Origin of the sequence: Candidatus Dormiibacter sp. (assembly GCF_050999135.1) — a bacterium.
In the GTDB taxonomy this organism is placed as follows: Bacteria; Chloroflexota; Dormibacteria; order Dormibacterales; family Dormibacteraceae; genus Dormiibacter; species Dormiibacter spiritus.
In genome coordinates this window covers 1-23,245 of sequence record NZ_JBPCPN010000024.1, presented here as the reverse complement: position 1 = coordinate 23,245, position 23,245 = coordinate 1, and the positions used below count along the sequence as shown (strand labels likewise).

At 67.3% G+C, this 23,245-nt stretch carries 24 protein-coding genes and 1 pseudogene; 19 read left to right on the top strand and 6 right to left on the bottom strand.

All coding sequences use genetic code 11. From position 1 onward, the window contains the following. Window positions 1-4: 4 nt before the first annotated feature. The 6 genes and pseudogenes from ACR2MZ_RS05415 (at window position 5) to clpX (ending at window position 6,814) form a co-directional block, all read left to right on the top strand. Window positions 5-748 (top strand): BON domain-containing protein, encoded by a 744-nt coding sequence (locus ACR2MZ_RS05415; protein WP_434004048.1) that lies wholly within the window; start codon window positions 5-7, stop codon window positions 746-748. 180 nt (window positions 749-928) lie between these two features. After that, window positions 929-3,151 carry a transglycosylase domain-containing protein gene (locus tag ACR2MZ_RS05410; protein WP_434004047.1) on the top strand — a complete coding sequence of 741 codons (2,223 nt, stop codon included), beginning with the start codon at window positions 929-931 and terminating at the stop codon, window positions 3,149-3,151. Window positions 3,152-3,232: 81 nt separating this feature from the next. Continuing rightward, on the top strand, window positions 3,233-4,615 hold the full coding sequence (gene tig, locus ACR2MZ_RS05405; protein ID WP_434004046.1) for a trigger factor: 1,383 nt from the start codon (window positions 3,233-3,235) through the stop codon (window positions 4,613-4,615). 31 nt (window positions 4,616-4,646) lie between these two features. Next, on the top strand, window positions 4,647-5,333 hold the full coding sequence (gene clpP / locus ACR2MZ_RS05400) for an ATP-dependent Clp endopeptidase proteolytic subunit ClpP (protein WP_434004045.1): 687 nt from the start codon (window positions 4,647-4,649) through the stop codon (window positions 5,331-5,333). Window positions 5,334-5,335: 2 nt separating this feature from the next. Further along, window positions 5,336-5,518: pseudogene (locus ACR2MZ_RS05395) on the top strand (ClpX C4-type zinc finger protein); the annotation flags it as partial. 24 nt (window positions 5,519-5,542) lie between these two features. Further along, window positions 5,543-6,814, top strand: a complete 1,272-nt coding sequence (gene clpX, locus ACR2MZ_RS05390; RefSeq protein ID WP_434004044.1) for an ATP-dependent Clp protease ATP-binding subunit ClpX — start codon at window positions 5,543-5,545, stop codon at window positions 6,812-6,814. A 165-nt stretch (window positions 6,815-6,979) separates the two neighbouring features. Here the strand turns inward: clpX and ACR2MZ_RS05385 are convergent, their stop codons facing one another. Then, on the bottom strand, window positions 6,980-7,729 hold the full coding sequence (locus tag ACR2MZ_RS05385) for an endonuclease domain-containing protein (protein ID WP_434004043.1): 750 nt from the start codon (window positions 7,727-7,729) through the stop codon (window positions 6,980-6,982). A gap of 233 nt (window positions 7,730-7,962) precedes the next feature. Here ACR2MZ_RS05385 and ACR2MZ_RS05380 point away from each other — a divergent pair, with 233 nt between their 5' ends. Beyond that, window positions 7,963-8,415: a VOC family protein gene (locus ACR2MZ_RS05380; RefSeq protein WP_434004042.1), complete on the top strand. Its 453-nt coding sequence runs from the start codon at window positions 7,963-7,965 to the stop codon at window positions 8,413-8,415. Between the two features lie 122 nt (window positions 8,416-8,537). Here the strand turns inward: ACR2MZ_RS05380 and ACR2MZ_RS05375 are convergent, their stop codons facing one another. The 4 genes from ACR2MZ_RS05375 to ACR2MZ_RS05360 form a co-directional block, all read right to left on the bottom strand. After that, window positions 8,538-9,218 carry a TetR/AcrR family transcriptional regulator gene (locus ACR2MZ_RS05375; protein WP_434004041.1) on the bottom strand — a complete coding sequence of 227 codons (681 nt, stop codon included), beginning with the start codon at window positions 9,216-9,218 and terminating at the stop codon, window positions 8,538-8,540. Between the two features lie 4 nt (window positions 9,219-9,222). Next, window positions 9,223-9,669, bottom strand: coding sequence for a YdeI/OmpD-associated family protein (locus ACR2MZ_RS05370; protein WP_434004040.1), 447 nt, complete (start codon window positions 9,667-9,669; stop codon window positions 9,223-9,225). Next, entirely contained in the window at window positions 9,666-10,316 is a 651-nt protein-coding gene (locus tag ACR2MZ_RS05365) for a DUF998 domain-containing protein (RefSeq protein ID WP_434004039.1), read from the bottom strand. Before ACR2MZ_RS05365 ends, ACR2MZ_RS05370 begins: the two co-directional genes overlap by 4 nt. A gap of 253 nt (window positions 10,317-10,569) precedes the next feature. Further along, window positions 10,570-10,764: a hypothetical protein gene (locus ACR2MZ_RS05360; protein WP_434004038.1), complete on the bottom strand. Its 195-nt coding sequence runs from the start codon at window positions 10,762-10,764 to the stop codon at window positions 10,570-10,572. Between the two features lie 168 nt (window positions 10,765-10,932). Here ACR2MZ_RS05360 and ACR2MZ_RS05355 point away from each other — a divergent pair, with 168 nt between their 5' ends. The 12 genes from ACR2MZ_RS05355 (at window position 10,933) to ACR2MZ_RS05300 (ending at window position 22,796) form a co-directional block, all read left to right on the top strand. Further along, the gene (locus ACR2MZ_RS05355) at window positions 10,933-13,512 is read left to right on the top strand and encodes a valine--tRNA ligase (protein ID WP_434004037.1); all 2,580 of its coding nucleotides are present in this window, start codon (window positions 10,933-10,935) and stop codon (window positions 13,510-13,512) included. A gap of 92 nt (window positions 13,513-13,604) precedes the next feature. Next, the gene (locus tag ACR2MZ_RS05350; protein ID WP_434004036.1) at window positions 13,605-15,248 is read left to right on the top strand and encodes a hypothetical protein; all 1,644 of its coding nucleotides are present in this window, start codon (window positions 13,605-13,607) and stop codon (window positions 15,246-15,248) included. Beyond that, window positions 15,245-15,775, top strand: coding sequence for a hypothetical protein (locus ACR2MZ_RS05345; protein WP_434004035.1), 531 nt, complete (start codon window positions 15,245-15,247; stop codon window positions 15,773-15,775). The genes ACR2MZ_RS05350 and ACR2MZ_RS05345 overlap by 4 nt, the downstream gene beginning before the upstream one ends. Further along, window positions 15,772-16,956, top strand: coding sequence for a hypothetical protein (locus ACR2MZ_RS05340; protein WP_434004034.1), 1,185 nt, complete (start codon window positions 15,772-15,774; stop codon window positions 16,954-16,956). Before ACR2MZ_RS05345 ends, ACR2MZ_RS05340 begins: the two co-directional genes overlap by 4 nt. Then, entirely contained in the window at window positions 16,953-17,747 is a 795-nt protein-coding gene (locus ACR2MZ_RS05335) for a hypothetical protein (RefSeq protein WP_434004033.1), read from the top strand. Before ACR2MZ_RS05340 ends, ACR2MZ_RS05335 begins: the two co-directional genes overlap by 4 nt. 51 nt (window positions 17,748-17,798) lie before the next feature. Continuing rightward, window positions 17,799-18,266, top strand: a complete 468-nt coding sequence (gene rplU / locus ACR2MZ_RS05330; protein ID WP_434004032.1) for a 50S ribosomal protein L21 — start codon at window positions 17,799-17,801, stop codon at window positions 18,264-18,266. Next, window positions 18,267-18,524, top strand: a complete 258-nt coding sequence (rpmA, locus tag ACR2MZ_RS05325) for a 50S ribosomal protein L27 (RefSeq protein WP_434004031.1) — start codon at window positions 18,267-18,269, stop codon at window positions 18,522-18,524. It abuts the gene before it with no gap. Window positions 18,525-18,557: 33 nt separating this feature from the next. After that, complete coding sequence (gene obgE / locus ACR2MZ_RS05320; RefSeq protein ID WP_434004030.1) at window positions 18,558-19,865, top strand: GTPase ObgE; 1,308 nt, start codon at window positions 18,558-18,560, stop codon at window positions 19,863-19,865. Beyond that, entirely contained in the window at window positions 19,862-20,863 is a 1,002-nt protein-coding gene (gene nadD / locus ACR2MZ_RS05315; protein ID WP_434004029.1) for a nicotinate (nicotinamide) nucleotide adenylyltransferase, read from the top strand. Before obgE ends, nadD begins: the two co-directional genes overlap by 4 nt. A 7-nt stretch (window positions 20,864-20,870) precedes the next feature. After that, window positions 20,871-21,278 carry a response regulator gene (locus ACR2MZ_RS05310; protein ID WP_434004028.1) on the top strand — a complete coding sequence of 136 codons (408 nt, stop codon included), beginning with the start codon at window positions 20,871-20,873 and terminating at the stop codon, window positions 21,276-21,278. Then, entirely contained in the window at window positions 21,275-21,619 is a 345-nt protein-coding gene (locus ACR2MZ_RS05305; protein WP_434004027.1) for a MerR family transcriptional regulator, read from the top strand. Before ACR2MZ_RS05310 ends, ACR2MZ_RS05305 begins: the two co-directional genes overlap by 4 nt. A 94-nt stretch (window positions 21,620-21,713) precedes the next feature. Beyond that, window positions 21,714-22,796, top strand: coding sequence for a glycosyltransferase family 4 protein (locus ACR2MZ_RS05300; RefSeq protein WP_434004026.1), 1,083 nt, complete (start codon window positions 21,714-21,716; stop codon window positions 22,794-22,796). Here ACR2MZ_RS05300 and ACR2MZ_RS05295 read toward each other — a convergent pair. After that, window positions 22,793-23,182, bottom strand: a complete 390-nt coding sequence (locus tag ACR2MZ_RS05295) for a DNA alkylation repair protein (protein ID WP_434004025.1) — start codon at window positions 23,180-23,182, stop codon at window positions 22,793-22,795. The two genes, ACR2MZ_RS05300 and ACR2MZ_RS05295, sit on opposite strands and share 4 nt — an antisense overlap. Window positions 23,183-23,245 lie beyond the last annotated feature (63 nt).

Genomic DNA, 23,245 nt, shown 5'->3' with positions numbered 1-23,245 from the left:
CCCTATGAAAACAGCACTATCGACAGGCGAGCTGGCGCTCGATCAGCTCATCAAGGGCCTCACCTCCTTGCGGAACTCGTTTGAACGGCGGATTCAGGGCGTCGACGTTGACGACCTCCGCGATCGCGGCAGCAAGTACGCCAAGCAGGCGCGCAAGCACAGCGAGCGGTATTCGAAGCTGGCTAAGAAGCAGGGGGCGCGCTACGCGGACCAGGGCGGCCGCTACGCGGATTCCCTGCTCGCCTCGGTCGAAGATCGACTTCGTCCCCAGCCCCGCCGCCGCGGTCTACCCATCGCGGGTGGGCTGCTTCTGATCGGACTGGGCGCGGCGATCGCCTATCTGGCCTATGACCGCGGCCGTCGCGAAGCCCTGGCTGGACAGGCCAAACAGCTGCAGCAGACCGCCCGCCAGCGCTATGCGGAGTTGGGCGGGATCGGCGGCGTGGTGGAAAAGGTTCAGACCCAGGGTATCGGCACCGTGGTGGACAAGGTGCAGAAGGTGCGCGGGAACGGTGGCCCCGGCAGTGTTGCGCCGAGCGAAGCAGAACTGGAGGAGAAGGTGCGAGCTGCCATCGGGGAGCATCCGGAGGGCCTTCGAGTGGCCGTGGAAGGTCGCACCGTGTACCTGCGTGGCGCCGTCGGCGATGCCTCGGCGGCTGATGCGGCAGCTGAGCGCGCGCACTCCATCGACGGTGTGGTGGCAGTTGTCAACCTGACGACCGCCGGCAGTCCCCTCGGCAACGCCTAGAGCATCGACTCCCAGCTGAGTGAAGAGGACGGAGGGCACGCCCCTCGGTCCTCTTTTCTTGCTGTGGGAGATCCGGTCGGCGGGCGCGCGTTACCTTTGCTCGCCAGCAGCGGTTCTCGCCAGCACGTACCCGCACGATTGTCACCGAGGGCTTAACGTCCCTAGAATCCCCCCTGCTCAATGAAGGACCCTTCCCATTACGTAACGGATTCGGGGCGCCGGCCAAGAGCGAGGCTGCATGCCCCCTGGTCCCCGCTGGGTCGCCGGCGTTCCCGGCGGGCAGCCCTGCGCACGCTCTTGATCCTCGTCTGCGGACTGATAGTGCTGGCCGGGGTGGGCGACGTCTACGCCACCTCGTTCTTCGACAGCCTGCCCTCGGTGCAGGGGCTCGACTCCAGCGCGTTTCGGGGCGACACCCTGATCTACGACCGCAACGGTGTCCAGCTGGCCGACATCGGCCATCACGGGGATCATCACCAGGACGTCACGCTCGACAAGATCTCGCCCAAGCTGATCCAGGCCACCGTCGACACGGAGGACCGGACTTTCTGGACGAACGAGGGCTATGACGCCCAGGGCATCGTCAGGGCCGCTCTGGCCGACCTGCGCCACGGCACAGTGGTGGGTGGTGGGTCCACGATCACTCAGCAGCTGGTGAAGCAGCGCTTCCTGAACTCCGATCAGACGTATCAGCGCAAGCTCAAGGAGCTCGCATTGGCCTACCAGCTCAATCAGTCCTACTCCAAGCAGCAGATCCTGCAGATGTATCTGAACCAGAACAACTACTCGGAGCAGCAGTACGGCGTGGAGTCCGCCGCGCTCACCTACTTTCACAAGCACGCCAAGGACCTCGATTTGGCCGAGTCGGCACTTCTGGCCGGCGTGCCCCAATCGCCCTCGGCCTACGACCCTGTGCTTCGCCTCCCGGCCGCCAAGCTGCGGCAGGCCGAGGTCCTGGACGCCATGCTGCGGGCGGGGGATATCAGCGTCGACCAGCGTGACAAGGCAGCCGCCGAACCGCTGAACATCAACGCTCCGACGAACGGTGCTCTGGCGACGCAGTTCGTCAACTACGTGCAGGCTGAGCTGGAGCGGCTGGGCCTCGCCAACTCGGATCAGCAGCTGATCGTCCGCACGACGCTGGACTGGAAGCAGCAGCAGCTCGGCGAACAGGTCGTGCGGGACAACCTGAACGCCAACAAGTACCGGGATAAAGACGGGCTCCTGACCTCGGCCATGGTGGCCATGGATCCGCGCAATGGGGAGCTCATCGCCTATGTCGGGTCGCCGGACTTCAACGGACCAGCCGGGAACTTCGACTTCGTGGGCGACGTGCCTGTGAATCCGGGCTCCTCCGTCAAGCCGTACACCTATGCGGCGCTGATCAACAGCCGCAAGGCCACCATGGACACGCTGATCCTGGACGGGCCCAAGGACTACTCGGTCCCGATTCCGGGCGGCGGTAAGTTCACGCCCCACAACTACAACGTCAACACCTACTACGGACCACAGCCACTGCGGGTGGCGCTGGCCAACTCGCTCAACGTGTCAGCGGTGAAGGCGGAGGAGGCGGTGGGCATTCCGCAGCTGGTCGACTTCTACCGCAACCTCGGTTTGCGGCCGCTCGCGGGCGGCCAGCCGGACGCTGCCACCAGTCAATACGGGCCGACGTTGACCCTCGGTGGCCACGCCATCACCTTGCTCCAACATGTGACAGCGCTTTCGGTGCTGGCCGATCTCGGCTACTACCACCAGCCGGAGGCGATCCTGCAGGTGACGACTAACCGAGGCCAGACGCTGTATCAGGCAGACCCCGAGCGCGGCAAGCGCCTGGCGCTCGATCCCGGCGTGGCCTTCATGATCTCTTCCATCCTCGATGACGATCAGAATCGCAGCCTCGTCTTCGGCCGGGGCACACCGCTGCATCTGCCCGACCGCCATGCAGCAGCCAAGACGGGAACCACTGAGAACTTCCACGACGCGTTGACGGTGGGCTGGACGCCTCAGCTGGCCAGCGTCTTCTGGGTCGGCGACCAGTCCCCTGACCCCAACAAGCAACACTTCATGAGCGGCAACTCAGACGGCGTCTATGTCGCGGCGCCCGCCTGGCATCGCTTCATGGAGGGGGCGCTGAAGGGCCAGCCGAACGACTGGTACCAGCCGCCCAGCGACGTGATGAAGGTCGCCGGCAACAGCTGGGCGTTGAAGGATGCGCCCCAGGTCGAGAGCCTGAACGGCGAGGTGAAGGCCGCGCCCGCGGCCAGCCCCTCCCCGGGTGCCCCCGGGGCCCCGATGCCGTCACCGGCGCCGGCGCCGGGCGTCCCGCCCGATCCCGGCGGCCCCGTCGCGGGCCACTGCCCGCCGCAGTGCTCGCCGCCTCGGCCGAGTCCGCCCGGACGCTGAGGTAGCGTCCCGGCAGCGCCGTCCAGGCCAGCCGGGCTGAGCCCGGCGGTACTGTACCCGCTGCGTAGAATGGGCGACCGCATGTCGATCACCCCCCTTGCCGAGGCGTGCCTCACCGTCAGCCAGGAGGCCCTGCCCGAAAGCCAGCTGAAGCTGTCGATCGAGGTTCCAGCCCTTCGGGTGGACCAGACCTACGAGCGCGTGCTGCAGCGATTGAGCCAGCGCGTCAAGATCGGGGGTTTCCGGCCCGGCAAGGCGCCTCGCGCCCTGCTGGAAGCACGCATCGGCGAGCCGGCACTGCGGGAGGAGGTCATCGACGCCCTGATCCCGCCTGTGGTGAGTGAAGCCATCCGAGAGCAGGGCATCGAGTCGGTCGACCGACCAGAAGTGGAGGTGACTGAACTGGAGCGGGGCAAGCCCGCCTCGCTCGTTGCCACTGTCACAGTCTGGCCCGAAGTCAAACTGGCGGACCTGGACTCTCTCCGGGTTGAGCGCCTGGTCAGCACTGTCGACGACGAACTGGTTGAGGAGCGGATCGCCGAGCTCCGCGCCGAGCAGGCCGAGATCGAGCCGGTCGAGCGAGAGATCCGAACTGGTGACGTGGTCATCGGCGACCTCACAGTGAGTGTGGACGGCGAAGAGCTGCCGGAAGAGGCGCGGCCCGCACTCGAGCTGGAAGTCTCAGAAGGCGTGCTCGTGCCGGAGCTTCTGGCGGCGCTGCCCGGCAGGCGGGAGGGTGACCTCGTCGAGGTCCGTGTGCAGATGCCTGAGGACCACGTCAATGACAAGCTGAAGAACAAGGCCGCCACCCTGCACGTCAAAGTGACGGGGGTCAAGGAGAAGCGCGTCCCGGAGCTGAGCGACGAGCTTGCCCAACAGCTGAGCAACAACGAGCAGGAGACGGCCCAAGAGTTCCGCAGCGCTTTGCGCGAGCAGATGTTGGAGAGAGCGGCGCGGCTGGACGAGCTGAACTTCGAGCGCTCGGTGTTGAAGGCGGTGGTCGACTCGTCCGAGGTCACAGTGCCCAAGGCGCTGATCGAGCGTGAGCTGGACCGGCAGATCGACGAGCTGGAGCACAAGCTCAAGCACCGGGGCCTGCGCCTGGACAGGTATCTGGAGTATCGCAAGCAATCGCTGGCTGAGTACCGCGCCGAGGAGGCCCCGGTCGCCAGCGACCGCCTGAAGGTGGACATGGTGCTGGAGGCCGCTGGCAAGGAACTCGCCATCCAGCCCACCGAGGACGAGGTGACCGAGTATCTCCGCAGCGAATCAGCGAAGGACCCCGAGACCAAGGGCGAGGACATCGCCAAGCTGGAGAAGAACGAGGTCGCGCGCGACTACTTTCGCCATCGCCTGCTGAGGCTCAGCATCCTGGAGGCGCTGGTCGCCCGGGTCGGAGCCGAGCCGGTCGCTGACAGCGGCAGCCAGATCGAAGCCAAAGAGGAGGTGCAGATTGCCGAATAGCGAGACCCCGGCCCCTACCTACAATGTCGGCATGGCTGGCAGTGAGGTGCAGGGCTACCTGGTCCCCATGGTCGTCGAGAGCACCAACCGTGGTGAGCGGGCCTTCGACATCTACTCCCGCCTGTTGAAAGATCGGATCGTCTTCATCGGAACACCCATCAATGACGAGATCGCCAACCTGGCCATCGCCCAGCTTCTGTTCCTGCAGAGCGAGGATCCCGAAAAGGACATCTACCTCTACATCAACAGCCCCGGCGGCCACGTCTCCGCCGGGCTCGCGATCTATGACACCATGCAGTACATCCGGCCCGAGGTGTCCACCATGTGCATCGGCATGGCGGCTTCGATGGGCGCCATCCTGCTGGCCGGTGGGGCAGCTGGCAAGCGGTTCGCGCTACCGCACGCCAACATCCTGCTCCATCAACCTTCCGGCGGCATGCAGGGCCAGGCGACCGACATGCAGATCCAAGCCAAGGAGATTTTGCGCACTAGAGAGGTGTTGAACAACATCCTCGTCAAGCACTCCGGGCAGCCCATTGAGCGGGTTCAGCAGGACACCGAGCGCGACTACTTCCTGACCAGCGAGCAGGCCAAGATCTACGGGCTGATCGACGACATCATCCAGTCCCCGGCCTTGCTGGCTCGACTGGCGGCCGCCAATGGAAGCCCGTCCGGAACCAACGGAGCCAACGGCGCCGGGACTATCGCGAAGGCGTAACCATGATCTTCCGCCGCAAGCCGAAGAAGCCCCAGAGTGTCCGGCATCTGCCCAAATGCTCATTCTGCGGCACTCAACGTGGGGAGCGGGGTGTGAAGCTCATTGCCGGCGGCGGTGTCTACATCTGCAGCGAATGCGTCAGTGTCGCGAATGAGATTCTGCGTGGTCACACGCCCCCTGCGCCAATGGGGACGTAGCATGTACCGCTCATGAGCGAACGGGAAGACCGGCGCCGCTACACCCGCTGCTCGTTTTGCGGCAAGGGCCAGGATCAGGTGCGGAAGCTGGTCGCCGGCCCCGGTGTTTACATCTGCGATCTGTGCATCGACCTTTGCCAGGAGGTGCTGGAGGAGGATGGGCGGAGCGGCACCACCAAGAAGGCGAAGCCGGGTTTCCTGCCCAACCCGAAGTCGATCTCCGCGTCCCTGGATCAGTACGTCATAGGCCAGGAGGAAGCCAAGAAGGTCCTCTCAGTCCAGGTCTACAACCACTACAAGCGCGTTTCCGCCTCCAAATCCGTCGGCGATGTCGAGTTGTCCAAATCAAACGTGCTGCTGGTGGGCCCCACCGGTTGCGGCAAGACATATCTCGCCCAAACACTGGCCAAGATCCTGGACGTGCCGTTCGCCATCGCCGATGCGACCAGCCTGACGGAGGCCGGCTACGTGGGCGAGGACGTCGAGAACATCCTGCTGCGGCTGATCCAGGCCGCCGACTTCGACATCAGCCGGGCCGAGCGGGGCATCATCTACATCGACGAGATCGACAAGATCGCGCGGAAGTCGGACAACCCGTCGATCACGCGAGATGTGTCGGGCGAGGGGGTCCAGCAGGCGCTGCTCAAGATCCTGGAGGGAACGGTTGCCAACGTGCCGCCCCAGGGCGGCCGCAAGCATCCCCACCAGGACTTCATCCAGATCAACACGACCAACATCCTCTTCATCTGCGGCGGCGCCTTCGATGGCATGGAGCGGATCATCGAACAGCGCGTCGGTCGCCGCTCGATCGGCTTCGGTTCGCCGAACACCAAGCTGGCCAAGCGCGAGAAGGCTGAGATCTTCGCCCTGCTGCAGCCCGAGGATCTGATGAAGTACGGCTTCATTCCCGAGTTCATCGGCCGCTTACCGATCACGGTCACCCTGCATCCGCTGGATGAGTCAGATATTGTCCGGATCTTGACCGAGCCCAAGAACGCGCTGGCCAAGCAGTATCAGAAGTTCTTCAATCTTGACAATGTGGAGCTTGTCTTCAAGCGGGGCTCGCTGGAAGCGATAGCTGAGAAGGCGGTCGGCCGTGGCACGGGAGCGCGAGCGCTGAAATCGATAATCGAAGAGGTGTTGCTCAACACGATGTTCGAGATTCCCTCGCGCCCGGACATCAAGCGCTGCATCATCACTGCCGACTCGATCCGCGATCGCGCCGAACCCGAGTTCGAGTACGGCGCCGTGGAACCGCCGCAGCGCCTCGGCGAATCCGCCTAAGAAGGGCAAGGGGAGGCAGGCAACGGGCAAGGGGAGGCAGGCCTCCCCTTCCAGAACCCCACCAGGTTCGTGTGTGACGGCTGGTTTGGCTCGGGGCGGACGCTTGGTGGACTCCGTTGGACTGTGCCGGTGCCAAGGTCGTGTACCGGCCGGGCTGAACCCGGCCTATCGACCTGACCCGTGGGCAACGGGCAAGGGGAGGCAGGCCTCCCCTTCCAGAACCCCACCAGGCTGCTTCAAGACGAACGATAATCGCTGCGGCGACAGCCAGGTCGTGAATCCGATGACTGTCTTCGGCGCCGACACCGTGTACCGGCCGGGATGAACCCGGCCTTTCGGCCTAACGAAGCCTGACTGAACGGATATTCGCCTTTGGCTGGACCGGCAGAAACGCCGCTTCTTCCCCAATGATGCTCCACCTGCGAGGACTTCTCGAACTCGTTCTGGAGGTTCAAGCCGCCTAAGCTGTCCAATCCCCGAGTAGTAGAGGCGCTCCTGGGTGGATTCGTCCTCCCCCGCAGCTGCGGGGGGAGGCAGGTGGGGGGCCTCCGAGCCGAATGGACTCAGAGCGTCGGCGATGGTCTCAATGACACCTTCGATGTTCTCAACAATTTCCGCCACCCAGAACCTCAGCACCCGAAAGCCCATCTCGCCCAGCCAGTGATCTCGCCTCGCGTCGTAGACGAGCTGATCGCCGTGGTGGTCGCCATCGACCTCGAGCACAAGCCTTGCCTCCAAGCAGGCGAAGTCGGCGAAGTATGGGCCAACCGGAACCTGGCGGCGGAATTTGCATCCCAGCAGCTGCCGGCTGCGCAGGCGGTACCAGAGCCGCCATTCGGTCCTGGACATCTCCCGCCGCAGCACCTGGGCGCGCTGATCCCGAGCAGCTCGATGGAGACGGGTTTGACGATCCATGGACGCAAGCTCTCACCATTGCCCGGTCGCCGCAAGTCAGGCCGTTAACGCCCCCCTCCTCACCTCCCCCCGCGGCGCGGGGGGAGGACGACTCCACCTATGGAGCGTCTCAACTACTCGGGGATCGAACAGCCTAAGCGGGCAAGAGGAGGCAGGCCTCCCCTTCCAAAACCCCACCAGGCTGCTTAGAGACGAACGATAATCGCGGCGGCGACAGCCAAGGCGTGAATCCGATGACTGTCGCTTTTTCCCAATTGATGCTCCGCCTGCGAGGATTTCTCGAACTCGTCTTGGAGGTCCAGGATCTGGATCGCTCACTCGCCTTCTATCGCGACGTGCTGGGCCTCACTCTGGTGGAGCGCTGGCCCCCCGAGCGGCCCGGCGCGTGGGTGCGGCTGGGCGATAACGAGGTACTCGGCCTTTGGGAGCCGAAGTCGGGCGGTCCGGGCGTGGGACTGCACGGCGGCCGCGGAGGTAGTCACGTGCACTTCGCCGTTTACGTTGGGGAGGGGTCCCTGGCGGCCTGGAGCGAACGCCTCTCTCAGGCCGGCTACGAGGTGGAGGGCCCGGTTAGCTTCCGGCATGGCAGCTCGATCTTTGTGACCGACCCTGACGGACATGTGCTGGAGCTGGGTGATTGGGCCCGAGATTGGGAGGGCAGGCCGGTTCAGAAGGAGCGAGCTTAGCTCAGCGGTTCAGCCAACCGGTCGCGCCCTCCGGCGTCCCCGGCGAACCTGTCGCGTATCGGGCACGAGGACGCCACCTTCGCCATGGCTCCTTGCGCCGGATTGGGATTCTGTACAGAGGCTCAGGAGGTGCCATAGGCGGCCAAGAACACGCGCACTCCCGCATGGGCGAGCTGCTCCAACCTTCCCGGCTCCAACGACTCCTGCTCGATGTGGAACATTGCCCTGTCCAGCGGAACCCAAAGGATCAGGGCCACGAAATGGTTGGCGGCCAGCATCGGGTCGTCCATGCGCAAGAGCCCCCGCCCTGCCAACCGCTCAAGGTTGGAAGCCAGGGTTGAGAGCACGCGCTCCGGCACGCGCTGGTAATACGTCCCGGCCAGGTCCGGGAAGTTGCCGGCTTCGCCGATGACCAGGCGGCGCAGTTGGAGCACCTCCGGCCGGATCACCAGGTGGATGTAGCGGCGGGCCAGCTCGAGCAGGGGCTTCTCCAAGCCGTGGGAGTCGTCCAAGATCCCGCCTACCTGCTCGACGAACTCGTCGACACGAGCGGCGTTGCGCAGGATGAGGTCGCTGAAGAGGTGCTCCTTGTCGGCGAAGTGGGTGTAGATGGTCTGCTTGGACACCCCGGCCAGGGCCGCTATCTCGTCCATGCTGGTGCCCGCGTACCCCTTGCGTAGGAACAGGGTAGTGGCCGCCTCCATGATCACAGCCGCGCTGGCCAGCCGACCGGTCCGGCGCCGGGTCGGAGCCGCGGCCCGCGCGGCGGCGGCCTGCGGGAGGGTGGGCGGCGGACTTGCCATGCGCCTAGATCCGGCCCTCGCGCAGCGCGCCGGCCGCCTTGGCGATCCGTCGCTGCCGGGTCTCGGCCGTCTTGGCCCCCTCGATCGGGAGCACGAATCGCTGCTTGTTGCTGTAGGACAGGCCTTCGAAGAACGCCCGGGCGCCAGCGTCGCGGTCTAGGGCAACGGCGAGGTCCGGGGGCACGGCGAGCACGCGGGGCTCGGGGTCGTGCTCCAGCTGCACCTCCACGTCGTCGCCGGCCTTCACGCCGGCCGCCTCGCGGTTCTCGGCGCTCACGCCGACCAGGTACTCGCCGCCCATGTGAGCCACCGTGCTGCGATAGGTATACCCGTTGATCGTTACTCGCACCGCCGGCCGCCGGCTCGACCCGAGGCCGGTGACGACCTCCTCCGGCACCGGGATCCCGCATGCGGTCTTGCCGGTTAGGCGGATGGTCGACTGGAACCTCATGATCGCGACTCCACCATCACTTTCACCGCGAGCGCTGAGAGCCATGCCCAACCGAGCCCCACCGCCGCAGTGAAGGCCAGCGTGACCAGGACCAAGACCGGCCCACGCGGCTGGGAACCGCTGGCGACTCCTACGAACGCCGCGAAGAACAGCGCACCGGTGGCGATCGAATGGGCCGCCCACCCCGTCTGGCCGAGACCGGCAAAGCGCCGCGCGAAGGTCATGCACGCCGCGATCAGGCCGAGGAAACCGACCCCGCCGCTGACGAAGTGCATGAGACCGTGCCAGCTGATCACATGGGCGTCGGCGGGCGTCCCCGGCGGAAATCCACGAGCCGGGTCGGCGATGAAGATCCCGGCGCCAATCAGGCCGAGCCCGTACAGTGCTACCAGCCGTGGTCCCCAGGTCGAGGCCGGGCCATCGGCGAGCGCCCGCCGCATCCCGACCGCACCGGCGAGGGTCAGCAGCCCGGTGCTGATGAAGAGCGCGACCTGGATCCATCCGAGCTCGCCGTTGCTAAGCAGGCTCCAGTCGTCCCGCGTGGGTTCGAAGCCGGGGCGGGTTAGGGCTTCGATGGTGCCCACCACGACGTAGAGAGGGCCGGCGACCAGGCCGGCCGCGAGCAGGGGACTCGTCGATCTGGACATCCTCCTGGAATCTGCCCTCGCCATCCCGGCTACTGGGGTCGTTGTCAGCTGAGCCATCTTCCTTCTCCTTTTGCCTGAGCAGGTGGTACTGGACGGATCAGTACTATTGTAGTGGATTGGTACTGGACCGTCAAGTACTACCGCAAGGTTGCCGAGAGCAGTGTCGAACCGGTTCGAGCAGGCGGCAAGCGGACTGCCAGGTCGAGATGCCCCATGGTCGACTGGCTGGCGGATGTCCGGCGGCGTGGGGCGTTCAGGCGGCCGTGAGCGGCATCCGCTCTTCGAGACGGAGCCGGTTGTACTTCGGCCAGGCTGCCGTAGGGGCCCGCCGAGCCGTGGACGCGCAGTGACCGGGGCCACACTCCGGGCAGGCGAACCGCGTTCCCTGTCGGATGCCGATGTGGGTGTCGAGCCGCCGCTCCTCGGGGACAAACTCGAGGCTGTCCACCGCCCATACGTTGGGCGCACGTCGCCCTCGGGTCGGCCGCCACCACTTACAATGGGCCGATCATGCGCCGCCAGGAGGCAGTCGTAGACGTAGCCCGGCCGGCGCGCGCCCGCTGATCCAGCGGAACGACTCCGGCCTTTTCCGCAAGCGAGGCTCAAGCACGCCCAGATGAAAGACCACCATGCCCTTCCCTCCGCCTATGACCCTCAGGCCGTCGAGGCCGGTTGGTCGGGGCGCTGGGCGGAGGCCGGGCTCTTCCGGGCCGACGCGCACAGCCCCAAGCCGAAGTACTCGATAGCGCTGCCGCCTCCGAACGTGACAGGCGAGCTCCACATGGGGACCGCCCTGAGCGGCACTCCGCAGGACATCTGGGCCCGCTACCGGCGGATGACAGGCTATGAGGTGCTCTGGCTGCCGGGCACGGATCACGCTGCGATCGCCACCCAAAACGTGATCGAGAAGCAGCTGGCGGAGGAGGGGACCAGCAAGGAAGAGCTGGGTCGAGACGCCTTCAACGCCCGCGTCGACCACTGGTACGAGACCGTCGGGACGACCATCATCGAGCAGTACCGCGAGCTGGGCGCCTCGCTGGACTTCTCCCGGGTCCGCTTCACGATGGACCCGGCCTACGTGCGCGCGGTCAGGACCGCCTTCGTGCGCTACTACGAGAAGGGGCTGATCTACCGCGGCCCACGCATAGTCAACTGGTGCCCGCAGAACCTGTCTGCGATCTCGGATCTGGAGGTCGACTGGCAGGAGCACACCGACACCCTCTACCAGATCGCCTACGACGTCGAGGGGACCGATCGTCGGCTCGAGATCGCCACAGTCCGCCCTGAGACCATGCTGGCCGACACCGGGATAGCGGTCCACCCCGACGACGGCCGCTACCGGGACCTGGTCGGCCGTTTCGCGGTGCTGCCGCTGGTCGGCCGCCGCCTGCCGATCGTCGCCGACCCGGCGGTCGACCGCAACTTCGGGACCGGCGCCCTGAAGGTCACCCCCGGTCACGACCCGATGGACTGGGAGATCGGCGAGCGGCACGGCCTCCCAGTCATCAACGCCCTGCACCCTGACGCCCGCCTGAACGTGCCCGAGCTTCCCCGCTATGACGGCCTTCCCGACCTGGTCGCCCGGGAGCGGGTGGTGGCGGACCTTCGGGCGGAGGGCCGACTGGTCACGACCCGGCCCTACACCCACCAGGTTGGTCACTGCGACCGCTGCGGCGCGGTGATCCAGCCGCTGGTCTCCGAGCAGTGGTTCCTGCGAATGCGCGGGCTGGCCCAGAAGTGCATCGAGGCGAGCGCGCGGGGCGAGGTCCGCTGGCACCCGGAGCGCTACGAGCGCACCTACCGGGACTGGCTCGGTGGCATCCGCGACTGGTGCATCAGCCGGCAGCTGTGGCTCGGCCACCGCATCCCCGTGTACACCTGCGCTGACGGCCACCGGTTCGCCTCTGTCGAGGAGCCGGTCGCCTGTGTCCAGTGCGGTTCCGCCGAGCTGACAGCTGACCCCGACGTGCTGGACACCTGGTTCAGCTCAGCGCTCTGGCCCTTCGCCACGCTGGGCTGGCCTGATGACACCGAGGACCTGCGGACGTTCTACCCGACCTCGCTCAACGCGACAGCCCGCGAGATCATCAACCTCTGGGTCACGCGGATGATCTTCAGCGGCCTGGAATTCATGGGCGCGGTGCCTTTCAAAGATGTTGCGATCCACTGCGTCGTCCAGACGGCGGACGGCCAGCGGATGAGCAAGTCCAAGGGCAACGTCGTCGATCCTCGGGTGATCATCGGCCGCTACGGTGCCGACGCCCTTCGCGCCTGGGCCGCGGCTGTGGCCATGTCCAGCCAGGACGTCCGCTTCGACGAGAGCCGGATCGAGGGCTTCCGACGCTTCGCCAACAAGCTCTGGAACGCAAGCCGGCTGGTGTTGATGGGCCTCGGTGACGAGCCCGTGCCGACCCCGGTGCCGGACGCCAGCCTGGCGCTGATGGACCGCTGGCTGCTCTCGCGCCTGCAGGCGGCCGTGAAGACGGCGACCGAGGGCATCGAGAGCTACTCGTTCCACGTGGCGATCAACGGGCTCTATGACTTCTGCTGGCATGATTTCTGCGACTGGTACCTGGAGGCTGCGAAGCCCAGGCTGCGTGACGCCGACCCGGCCGCGCGCGCGGTCTGTCTGCACGTGCTCGATTCGCTCCTGCGCCTGCTGCATCCGTTCCTGCCCTTCTTGACCGAGGAGCTCTGGCACCGGCTGCCTGGAGAGAGGACGTTCCTGGTCCGATCTGCCTGGCCCGAGCCTGATCAGCGATTTGCCGATGCGAGTGCCGAGGAGGCCGCCGGCCGCCTGATAGCGCTGGTGGAGGAGATCCGGCGCGAGAGGCGGGCGGCGGGCGCCCCGCCCCGCGGCGGTCACCTGGCCGTCGCGCCGGGGACGGAGCCCGAGCTGGCCGAGCTGGCCGAGCTGACGGCTCAGCTCGCCGGCTTGGAGCTGGTGACTGAGCTTGCCGGGGCACCCCTGGAGCTCGCCGAAGGGCGCGCTCGGATCGCTTTCCCGAACGCCACCAAATCTGCCCGGCCGGCCAGCGATGGCGAGGCTCGACGCCTTCGCCAGGAGTACGAGCGGAGCCAGACCAAGCTGTGCGACCCTGAGTTCCTGGCCAAGGCGCCCGCCGCGGTGGTGGAGAAGGAGCGGACCAAGGCGGCCGAGCTGAAGTCGGTCCTCGAGCGCCTGACTCATGCCTAGCCGCTGCCCGGTTCAGGACGGCAGGCGCGGATGAGCTGCCCGCTTACCTCTCGGCCGGGTTCCCGGGCATACCTCAGGCGCCGGTTGCGGGCTTGCTTGCTCTAGTTCCACCGGGGCTGCTGCTGCTGGCAGGAGTCCTAACGCTGCTGCTGCAAGCGTTCCGGCTGCCTGGCGGCTCCCCGCTGGCGGCCGCGGGTTGCCTGGCCGCGGGGGGAGCGGCCCTGGGGGTGTGGCTGGCCGGCGGCCGTAATCCGATTGAGCTATCGGCGCCGGTGGCCATCGCAGGCACCACCTTCGGCCTCCGGCTGGACGCCCTCTCGCTGGCTGTGCTGCTCTGCGCCCTGGCGCCGGTGGCAATGCTTCTGGCCTCTCTAGGAGGGACGGCGGGACAGGCGGGCTTGATCGCCCTCGCGGTCACGGCGGCGGCGGTCTGCAGCGAGGCCGACCGCCTGCTGCTGGCGGTAGCAGCGCTGGCCACCTGCTGCAGCCTGCTGGCGCTGGCCTCGCCCAGCCTGCGCGATGACAGCACCGACAGCGGCTTTGCGTCCCTCTGGCTCTGGCTGGCGGCTGCCCTACTTCTGCTTCTGGCGGGCGCGGTGAGCGTCGAGCTGGCCGGTGGCACCTCGATTTACAGCGCCACACCCGTCCTCGCCCTGACACTGCCAGCCTTTCTGTTGCTTGCCGGCGGCGGAGCGGCGACTGCGGGCCTGGCGCCCTGGCGGCCGTGGCCAGTCACCGCCTGGGGGACTGGTGCCGCCCACTCGCGCGCAGTGGCGATCGCCCTGCTGCCGCCGCTCGGTTTCCTCCTCGTCGCGCGTAGCTACAACCTGGGCGCAGGCCACTGGCCGGGGAACTGGCTCAACCCGACACTCCAGGGCCTGGGTGTCGCAGTGGCACTGGCTGCCGCCATTCGGGCGCAGGGGTCGGCCGAGACAGGTGGCTTTCTGGCCGAGGTGACAGCGTTCAACCTCGGCACAGCGCTGCTGGCGCTGGCCCTGGGCAGCCAGGCCGGGGTGGCTGCAGCGCTGGTGGTGTTGGCGGGCTCAGCTCTCTTGACCGGCATCGGCCCACTGCTGCCTGCCGTTCCGCGCCGGCTGGCGGTGGTCGGCTTCCTGCTCGCGGCCGGTGCTCCTCCGGCAATTCTCTTCGGAGCCCGCGTGCTGGTGCTGCAGGCGGCGGTGGACAGCGGCGGTCTGAGCGGCTTCTTTGCTCTCGGCGAGGTCGCCGCCTGGGTGGTACTGGTAGCCGCTGCGGTGCGGGCGCTGCGGCTGCCGGCGTCGGCTGGGGAACCCGGCGGTTCAGTGCCCGCATGGACGGCGGGCCTGGCTCTTGCCGCGACGCTGGCGCTCGGATTGGCGCTCGGTCTCTTTGAGACGGGGCTCGCGCTGAGTGCCGCCGCCGAGCTGATCCCAGGACCGACTCCGGGACCGCCGGCGGCGAGTCAGGTGGCGGGGCTGGGCTGGGAGCCGCTGCTGCTGGGCCTGCCGCTTGCCGGGCTTCTAGTGCTGGCCCTATTAGTCAGGCATCCGGCGGAGGAGGCCCAGAGCTTAGCGCCTGAACCGGCGTTCCGGCTGCCGGCCTGGCCGGCCAGGCGGCCCACCTTCAGGCTGCCGGCCATGCCGGAGGACTACAGGAGCCTGTTCGACTTTCCGGCGCATGCTCGTGCTCTCGGGCGCCGGCCTTGGCTGGGTGTGGCGCTGACGCTCGGGATCGCGATCATCGTGGCCCGCCTTTGACCTCCCTGGCTTTGGCCGGCGCCCTGCTGGCCTGGTTGGGAGCAGCCACCATCACCGTCTCGGACGGCCGGCGGGCGCTGGCGCTGGGACTCGGCCTGGTGGGCGGAGGGCTGGGTCTACCGGCATTCCTGCAGGCCGGCCCCGCTGCCGCCGCCGTTCTGGTCGCCGCCGGCGCGCTGTCGGCCGGGCTGCGCCTGCGCGCCGGCGAGCCCGGCTGGCGAGTGCTGCAGGCGGGCTCGACACCCCGCCTCATCCTGGCTCTGCTCGTGCTCCCGCTCTCAGCCTATGTCGCCCTCTATCTCATCTCGGCGGAGGGCGGAGCCACTCGTCTGGCGGCGCTGACAGTCGCAGGTCTGGGCGCCGCTCGGATGCTCTCTGGCGGCGCCCGCTCGGGCGCACTCACTGGAGGCACCGCGCTGGCCCTTGGACTCTCTCTGCTCAGCGGTCAACTGGGCTTGGTGACGGGAGGGCTCGTGTGCCTGGTCGTCTCCAGCCTGCCGGTCAGCGACCCGGAGGCGCTGCAGTGAGCGCGTTCGACCCCTCGTCTCTATGGCAAACCGCCCCTAGACGGCTGTCGGCAGGCACAGTCGGCCTCGGTCTCGGCGGTCTGGCGCTGTGGATGCTCACGGTGTTGGGACCGGCGGTGACTCGAGGCGTGGTGCCGCCGCTGCCGAGCTCCGCCCGCCTCGGCCTTCTCGCCTGCGCGGTCACACTCGGTCTGGCCTGCGTCTTCGCTCCGCTGACTTTGCAGCGCGGGAACCTCATCGCCGCCGGCGGTATAGCCCTGGGCGCCCTCGCGGCTCTGCTGGTGATGCCGGACCCCAACTCGGTGGCCATCATCCTGCTGCTGCTGGGAGTCCTTCAGGCCAGTCAGCCGGGCCGCCGCACCTTCGCCGTCAGGGTTCGGCCCTCAGTCATCGCCGCGGCTCTTCTCGCCCTCGGCTGGCTGCTGCTGCGCTCTGGCAGCGTTCCCCTCGGCCGCGCCGGAGCCTTGCTGCTGGCGTTGGGACTCGTGGCGGTGGCTGCGCTCGTTCCCTATCTGCCCGAGTTGCGCAGCGACGAGCCGGCCAGCTCCTCGGCTGTGCCCTGGACAGGCCTGTTCGGGCCCGCGCTCGCACTCGGTCTGCCTGCCCGGCTGCTCCCACTGCTGAGCGGCGACGAGAGGGGGGTGTTCGGGGCTACCCTCCTGCTGGCCGGAGTCCTCAATCTGGTCTGGGGAGTCATCGGCGCCTGGCGGGCGGCGGGCGGTACCGAGGCCTGGCGGCTCTCGTTCGTCGCCGAGTGGGGAGTGGCGCTGATCGGACTCGGCCTCTACCCCGGCGCCGGCAGCCAGACGGCGATCCTGGCCCTGCTCTCGCTCATCCTCGTGCGCTTTCCGCTCTATCTCTGGGCCCGGCCGGTGCTGCTGGGCAGGGCGGAGCCGGACCTCCGCGCCCTGAACGTGGTGACCGCATTGGCGCTGGCGGGTGGGGCGCCGTTCGCGGGCTTTGCCCTTCGTCTCTACGCCCTGCGCGCGGCTGCGCAGTTCTCCTGGCTCCTGGCGGCGTTCCTGCTGATCGCCTTCCTGCTCTGGACGGCGCACGCCTTCCGGCTCGCGCGCACCTTGGGCCGACCGAGCCGGCGCACCACGGTGGGAGTCCTCCTGACGCTTGGTCTCAGCCTGGTGCTGGGCCTCGCGCCCAATGTCTTTCTGGCAGCCGCGCCGTGAGCCTGACGGATCTCGGTCTGCACAGCCTGGCGCTGATCGCCTACCCAGGGCTGGTCAGCATCCTGCTGCTCGGCCTCGGCGCCGAATTGGGACTGGGTCGGCTGGCTCGCCAGCCTGCCGGCGCTGGCCCGAGGCTGCGACTCAGCCGGCCAAGCAATCTGTCCCTGGCTGGGCGGCTGGCGCTGCTGCTGGCGGCCGTCGCCGCCACCCAGCTGGCTGCGCCGTTCAACCCAGTGCCAGCGGCCGAAAGAAGCGCGCTGCTGGCGGCCGTGTGCGTGGCCGGCGCCGGCTGGGCCAGCTGGTCGGACAGTCGTCCGGATTCAGGCAGGTCGGAGCGCGAACCTGGCGGTTTGCTTCTGGCCCAGCTCGGCTGGAGCCTGGCGCTGCTCGGCCCGGCCGTCGCCGCCGGCACGTTCCACCCGACCGCCGTCGCGGCCATCGCCGTGCCCCTCCACCTGGGCCTGAAAGCGGTGGCCGGCCTGCTTTACCTGCTCTGCCTCCCTGCTGTCCTGCTCAGGTTCTCGGCCCCGCCGGTCGACTGGTCGGAGCTGGCGACGCGGGCGGCACTCTGGCTGCCCGCCTGCGCGCTCGGCGCTTCGGTCCTCCTGCCGCCGGTCGGCGACGACCTCGCCGGGATTCTGCGCTTCGCTCTCGAAACCGCCGCCATCGCACTGGCCGCAGCGATACTCTGCCGGCTGCTTCCGCGTGGGGGCCGCGCTTACCGGCTCCTGCTGCTCCTTCTCGCCGCCGGCACTCTGGGGCTGGCGGCTTTCGCCAGCCGCCTTGCCTGAACCTGTGAAGCCGCGGTTCAGCAATCCGAGGTTGGGGTAGAATGCCGCCTCGTGCCCGCAGCTAAAGGAGCAGCCACGGCCGTCGTCATGAGCGGTGGCAAGCAGTATCGCGTAGCAGCCGGAGATCGGATCCTGGTGGATCGCATCGCCGCCGACACTGACTCGGAGCTGACCTTCGAGCGCGTCCTGCTGGTCGCAGACGGCGATACCCTGCTGGCTCGCCCCAAGGAGCTGGCAGGCCAGGTCGTCACTGGCAGGGTGATCAGCCATCCGCGCGGGAAGAAGATCGACGTGCTTCGCTACAAGTCCAAGAAGCGGGTGCGGGTCCATCGGGGCGCTCGGGCCGACCTGACAGCAGTTGAAATTCTCAGCATCGGCAAGCCGGCCAAGGGTGAGATGAGCACGAAGGGCGAACCTAAGGTGGACGTTCCGGAAGCCAAGGCCGAGAGCAAGCCAAGATCGACCAAGCCACGTGCCCGCGCGGCCCGGTCGGCCGACGAGGCCGAGGAGGCGGACTAGATGGCCCACAAGAAAGGTGGAGGCTCATCACGCAACGGCCGCGACTCCAACCCGCAGATGCTGGGGGTCAAGGCCTACGGCGGCCAGACAGTCACGGCTGGGGCCATCCTGGTCCGTCAGCGCGGCAGCAGGATTCGAGCCGGCGCCAATGTCGGCCAGGGCCGTGATCACACGCTCTTCGCCACCGAGACAGGTGAAGTCACCTACGAGCGCGTGGGCAAGGACGGCCGCCGCGTCTCGATCGCGCCGGCCGGTTAGCCGACCGACCCGATCCCGGCGGCTTGGCCGCTGATGCCGCCCGAGCACAACCAACACGGTTCGTTCATCGACTCGGCAATAGTTCACGTCCGCGCCGGCAGAGGTGGCCGCGGAACTGTGTCTTTTCGCCGTGAGCCCTATCAACCCCGCGGTGGCCCGGACGGTGGAGATGGGGGGCGGGGCGGCTCGGTCATCCTCTATGCCACCCGGGAGGAATCGTCGTTGGCCGCCTACCTCCGCCAAAAGCAGCTGCACGCCCCCGATGGCGAGGCTGGGCACGGCGGCCTCAAGGCGGGGAAGAGCGCGGTCGACCTGCGGCTGCCAGTGCCGTTGGGAACTGAGGTGACCGACCGGGCAACGGATGCGATGCTGGCCGACCTTGCCAGCGATGGCGCTGAGGCGGTCGTCGCTGCGGGCGGGCGCGGGGGGCGTGGAAACGTCCACTTCAAGAGCTCTGTGAACCGCTCTCCGATGACAGCTGAACCCGGCCAGAAGGGCGAGGAGCGAGACCTTCGGCTGGACCTCAAGCTGATCGCCGACGCAGGCTTGGTGGGAGCGCCCAACGCAGGCAAGTCCTCGCTGCTCCGCGCCATCTCCGCCGCCACCCCAAAGGTCGGGGCCTATCCCTTCACCACAGTTGATCCGGAGCTGGGCGTCGTCCAAGCGCCGGGCGGCACTCGCCTGGTTATCGCCGACATCCCGGGGCTGATCGAGGGGGCCGCCCTCGGGGCGGGGCTGGGGCTGCGCTTCCTGCGGCATGTGGAGCGGACCCGCATGCTTGTCTATCTGGTCGACGGGGCAGCGCCAGATCCCTGGGCGGATTTCACCATGGTGCGGCGGGAGATCGCTCACCATTCGGCTGAGCTGGCGAGCCGGCCCGCCCTGGTGGCTGTCAACAAGGTGGATCTGGAAGAGACGCAGCAGCTGCGGCAGCGGCTGCGGGCAGTCGATCTGCCGCCTGGCGTCGAACTCACAGCGCTGCACTGGATCTCCGCCCACACCGGAGAAGGTGCAAACCAGTTGGTGGCGCAGCTGGCCAGCAGGTTGACGACTGTGCCCCAAGCAGCGCCGGCACTGCCGGCGGAGCCCGTGATCCGGCTCCGCCGGCGCCGATCCGCGCCCCCACCGCCCGCGGTGGTTAAGGAGCCCTGGGGCTACCGGATCGCCGGCGCGGCGCTCGACAGGCTCATCGCAGCCACCGACTTCGATTCGGTCAGCGCGCTCCAGCGCTTCCAGCTCCAGCTGGACCGGATCGGCGTCTCGACAGCGCTGGAAGAGGCAGGTGCTGTAGCGGGCGACACGGTTCGCGCCGGCGACCTGGAGTTCGAATACCAGCCGTGAGAGTTGGCGTGCTGGGCGGCACCTTCGACCCAGTGCACCGCGGCCACGTGGCGCTGGCCAGGGCTGCTCTGAAGTGCGCCAGGTTGGACTTGGTTCTCGTGGTGCCCGCCGGCGAACCGCCCCACCGAGGTCAACCAAAGGCCAGCGCCGATGATCGTCTCGAGATGTGCCGCCTGGCCCTGGCCGGCGAGAAGCGCATAGAGGTATCGGACATTGAACTGCGCCGGCCAGGCGCGTCCTATACCGTTGACACCCTGCGCGGGCTGCAGGCGGAGCGGCCTGGCGACGAGCTTCACCTGATTCTGGGCTGGGACGCCGCCCGTGACCTTCGCTCCTGGAAGGACTGGGCAGAGGTCCTGCGGCGGGCTCGACTGGTGATTGTGGACCGTCCGGGCCTACCAGGCCCGAAGCTCGAAGATCTGCGCGAGTCAGGCATCAACCCCAGCCGGACTCTCATCTGCCGTCAGTCGACTCCTGACATCCGGGCCAGCGACATCCGGGGCCGCCTGGCGCGACGCCAGGAAGAGCCGGCAGCCGACCGGCTGGAACCGCCCGTCGCCGCCTACATTCGCGAAAACCATCTATACGGAGGCGACATGCCCGAATCACCCGAGCTTCCTTCCCGTCAGCTCGCTGAGCTGCTGGTCAGCGCGGCAGAGTCGAAGCAGGCATGGGACCCGATGATCATCGACCTGGCTGGAAAGACAACCATGGCCGACTACATGGTCATCTGCGACGGTGAGACGGATCGGCAGCTTCGCGCGATCGCCGAGGAGATGATCGACCAGGCCCGGGAGAAGCGAATCCGGCCTCTCTCCGCCAGCGGGCTGGACGCGGCGGCGGGCTGGATTCTGCTCGACTTCGACTCGGTACTCGCCCATGTGTTTCTGCCCGGCGAGCGCTCCTATTACGATTTGGAGACGCTCTGGCAGGCAGGTTCTCGGCATCGAAGGCAACGGAAAACTGCGTTGGAAGACGAGGATAACGCGATAGTATGACTGGCAGATGGCAGAGGCTGAAGATACTCACCATTCCGGCGATGAGGTCACAGTCCTTTATGTAGAGGATGACCCGATGGTGGCCGAGATGTACAGGCTCAAGCTAGAGCTTGACGGCTACCGGGTAGTCATGGCCAAGGACGGACTCCAAGGCCTGCGGCTGGCCGAAGAGCGCCCGCCAGATCTCATCTTCCTTGACATCCGTCTCCCGGCGATGGACGGCCTGGAAGTCTTGGAACGTCTGCGAGAGTCCGAACGCACGCGTCAGGTGCCGGTGGTGATCCTGTCCAACTACAGCGAGAGTGATCTGAGGGAGCGTGGTCTCAAGCTGGGCGCCCTGGACTATCTGATCAAGAGCCAGACCACGCCTAACCGTCTGTCAAGCTCGATCGAAGGCTGGCTTCGGGAGACATGAGCGTGGTCAGCGGCCAGTTCAGAGGTGGAGGCTTCGACCTCGACAAGCCGCTTTATACGATCAGCGTGGCTTCCGAGATCTTGGAAACGCACCCGCGCACGTTGATGCTTTACGAGGATGTCGGCCTCGTGCTTCCGTTCCGAACCACCACGAATCGTCGTCGCTACTCGCAGCGCGACATTCGCAAGCTGCAGGTGATTCAGCACCTGACCCGCGAGAAAGGCGTCAATTTGGCAGGTGTCAAGCACATCCTGACTCTCTTCCAAGCGCTCGCGGGTCATGCCTTGAAGCCGCCGCCAGACCTGGAGGAGGTCTTCAGGCGCTACGCCGAGATCCTCTGAGCTCGGGCCGCTCTCCGACCGAGGCTTCGAGATGTCAGGCCGTACTGCATTTGGGAAGGGGTATGCGGGGGGCGGCCCCGCCTTCCCAGCAGGCGTGGTAGAGCGCCTCGGCGTCGATCTCACCGCCTGCTGGCGTCGGCGTGTAGGCATGGTGACGGCGTCGGTGGAGTTGACGCGGGAGCTGATCGCCCAGCGGGGGGCGCGTCAGCTGACCCTCTTCTCCAGTCGCGAACCTGTAGCCGGGTTGGATGCGACCGATTGCCAGCATCGGCTCTCGCCCCACCGGCACGAGCTGGCCAACAAGCTCTGGCTGCGGGGCGCAGAAGCCGCCGCCGGCCTTGACTGCATGCTCTACCCCTACTGGCCGCCGGCGCTGCGCCATCGCCAGGCTCCGGCCGCCGCCTTCCTGGTGCATGATCTGGCCTTCCGGATCCGCCCGGAGGAGGTTCCGTGGCAGCAGCGCGCCTACCTCGGCAGCTTGCTGCTGCCGGCTCTGCGCCGAGCAGCGCTGGTGCTCACGCCTTCGGAGGCGACGCGCCGGGACCTGTTGGAGCACTACCCGCTGCTCGGGCTGGAGAAGCGCGTGCATGCTATCGGCCTCGGCGGCCGGCCCGCCGGCGCCAACCCCGGACGGCTGCCCAGCGGTCTTGAACCGGGCTTCCTGCTGGCGGTGGGCACCGTTGAGCCACGCAAGAACTATCACGGTCTGCTGGCCGCCTACCGCCTGCTCAAGACTCGCGGCGTGAAGGTGCCGCTGGTGATAGCCGGAGGACCTGGCTGGGGCTACGGAGACTTACCCCAGCGACTGGCCCTCGAGCCCGGGGTGCACCTCCTGGGTCACGTGGACGACGCCGCTCTTCAAGCGCTCTACCGCAATGCCTCAGTGCTCGCTTATCCCAGCCTGTACGAGGGTTTCGGCCTGCCGCTTCTGGAAGCTTTGGAAGCCGGTCTGCCGGCTCTGGTCAGCAACTCCGGCTCCTTGCCCGAAGTTGCCGGAGAGGCGGCACTGACTGTGGATCCACTTCAGCCAGAGGCGATCGCTGAGTGCCTTGAGCGGCTGCTCCTGGACGCAGATCTGCGCCGGCGGCTGAGCATCGCAGGTAGGGCCAGGGCCGAGCGCTTCACGTGGTCGGGGATGGCGGAGCGGACCTGGCGTCTGCTCGACAGCCTGAGCTAGGCTGTCGACGCGCGGACAGCCGCAGCCACACGCCGCGCCGACAGGTGTTGGCGCCGTTGGTCTTCAGGCAAGCGCTCGATCGCGTAGCGGAGCATGGTCCGCGGCATCCTCGGCGCGTGTTCACGTAGGAAGTGCTCCAGCAAACCTGCGTCCACCTTGCCCATTTCGCGCACCATCCAGCCAACCGCCTTCTGCAGAAGGTCGTGCTCTTCTTTGACCATTGCTTCGACAAGCCTGTGTGTCTGGGCTGTCTCGCCTCGGCGCAGGAAATACAAGGTGGCCAAGAGCGCCGCCCGCTTGTGCCATAAGCCGCCACCCGCCAGGTTAGTGTCCAGGCACGTGGTGTACGAGGGGCGCTGAGCACCCCCCGATAAGAAGACGACCATCGGTCATCCTTTCAGGAACTACCACACCCCTGAGGAGGACAAGCCGATGGCCAACCCCAGTAT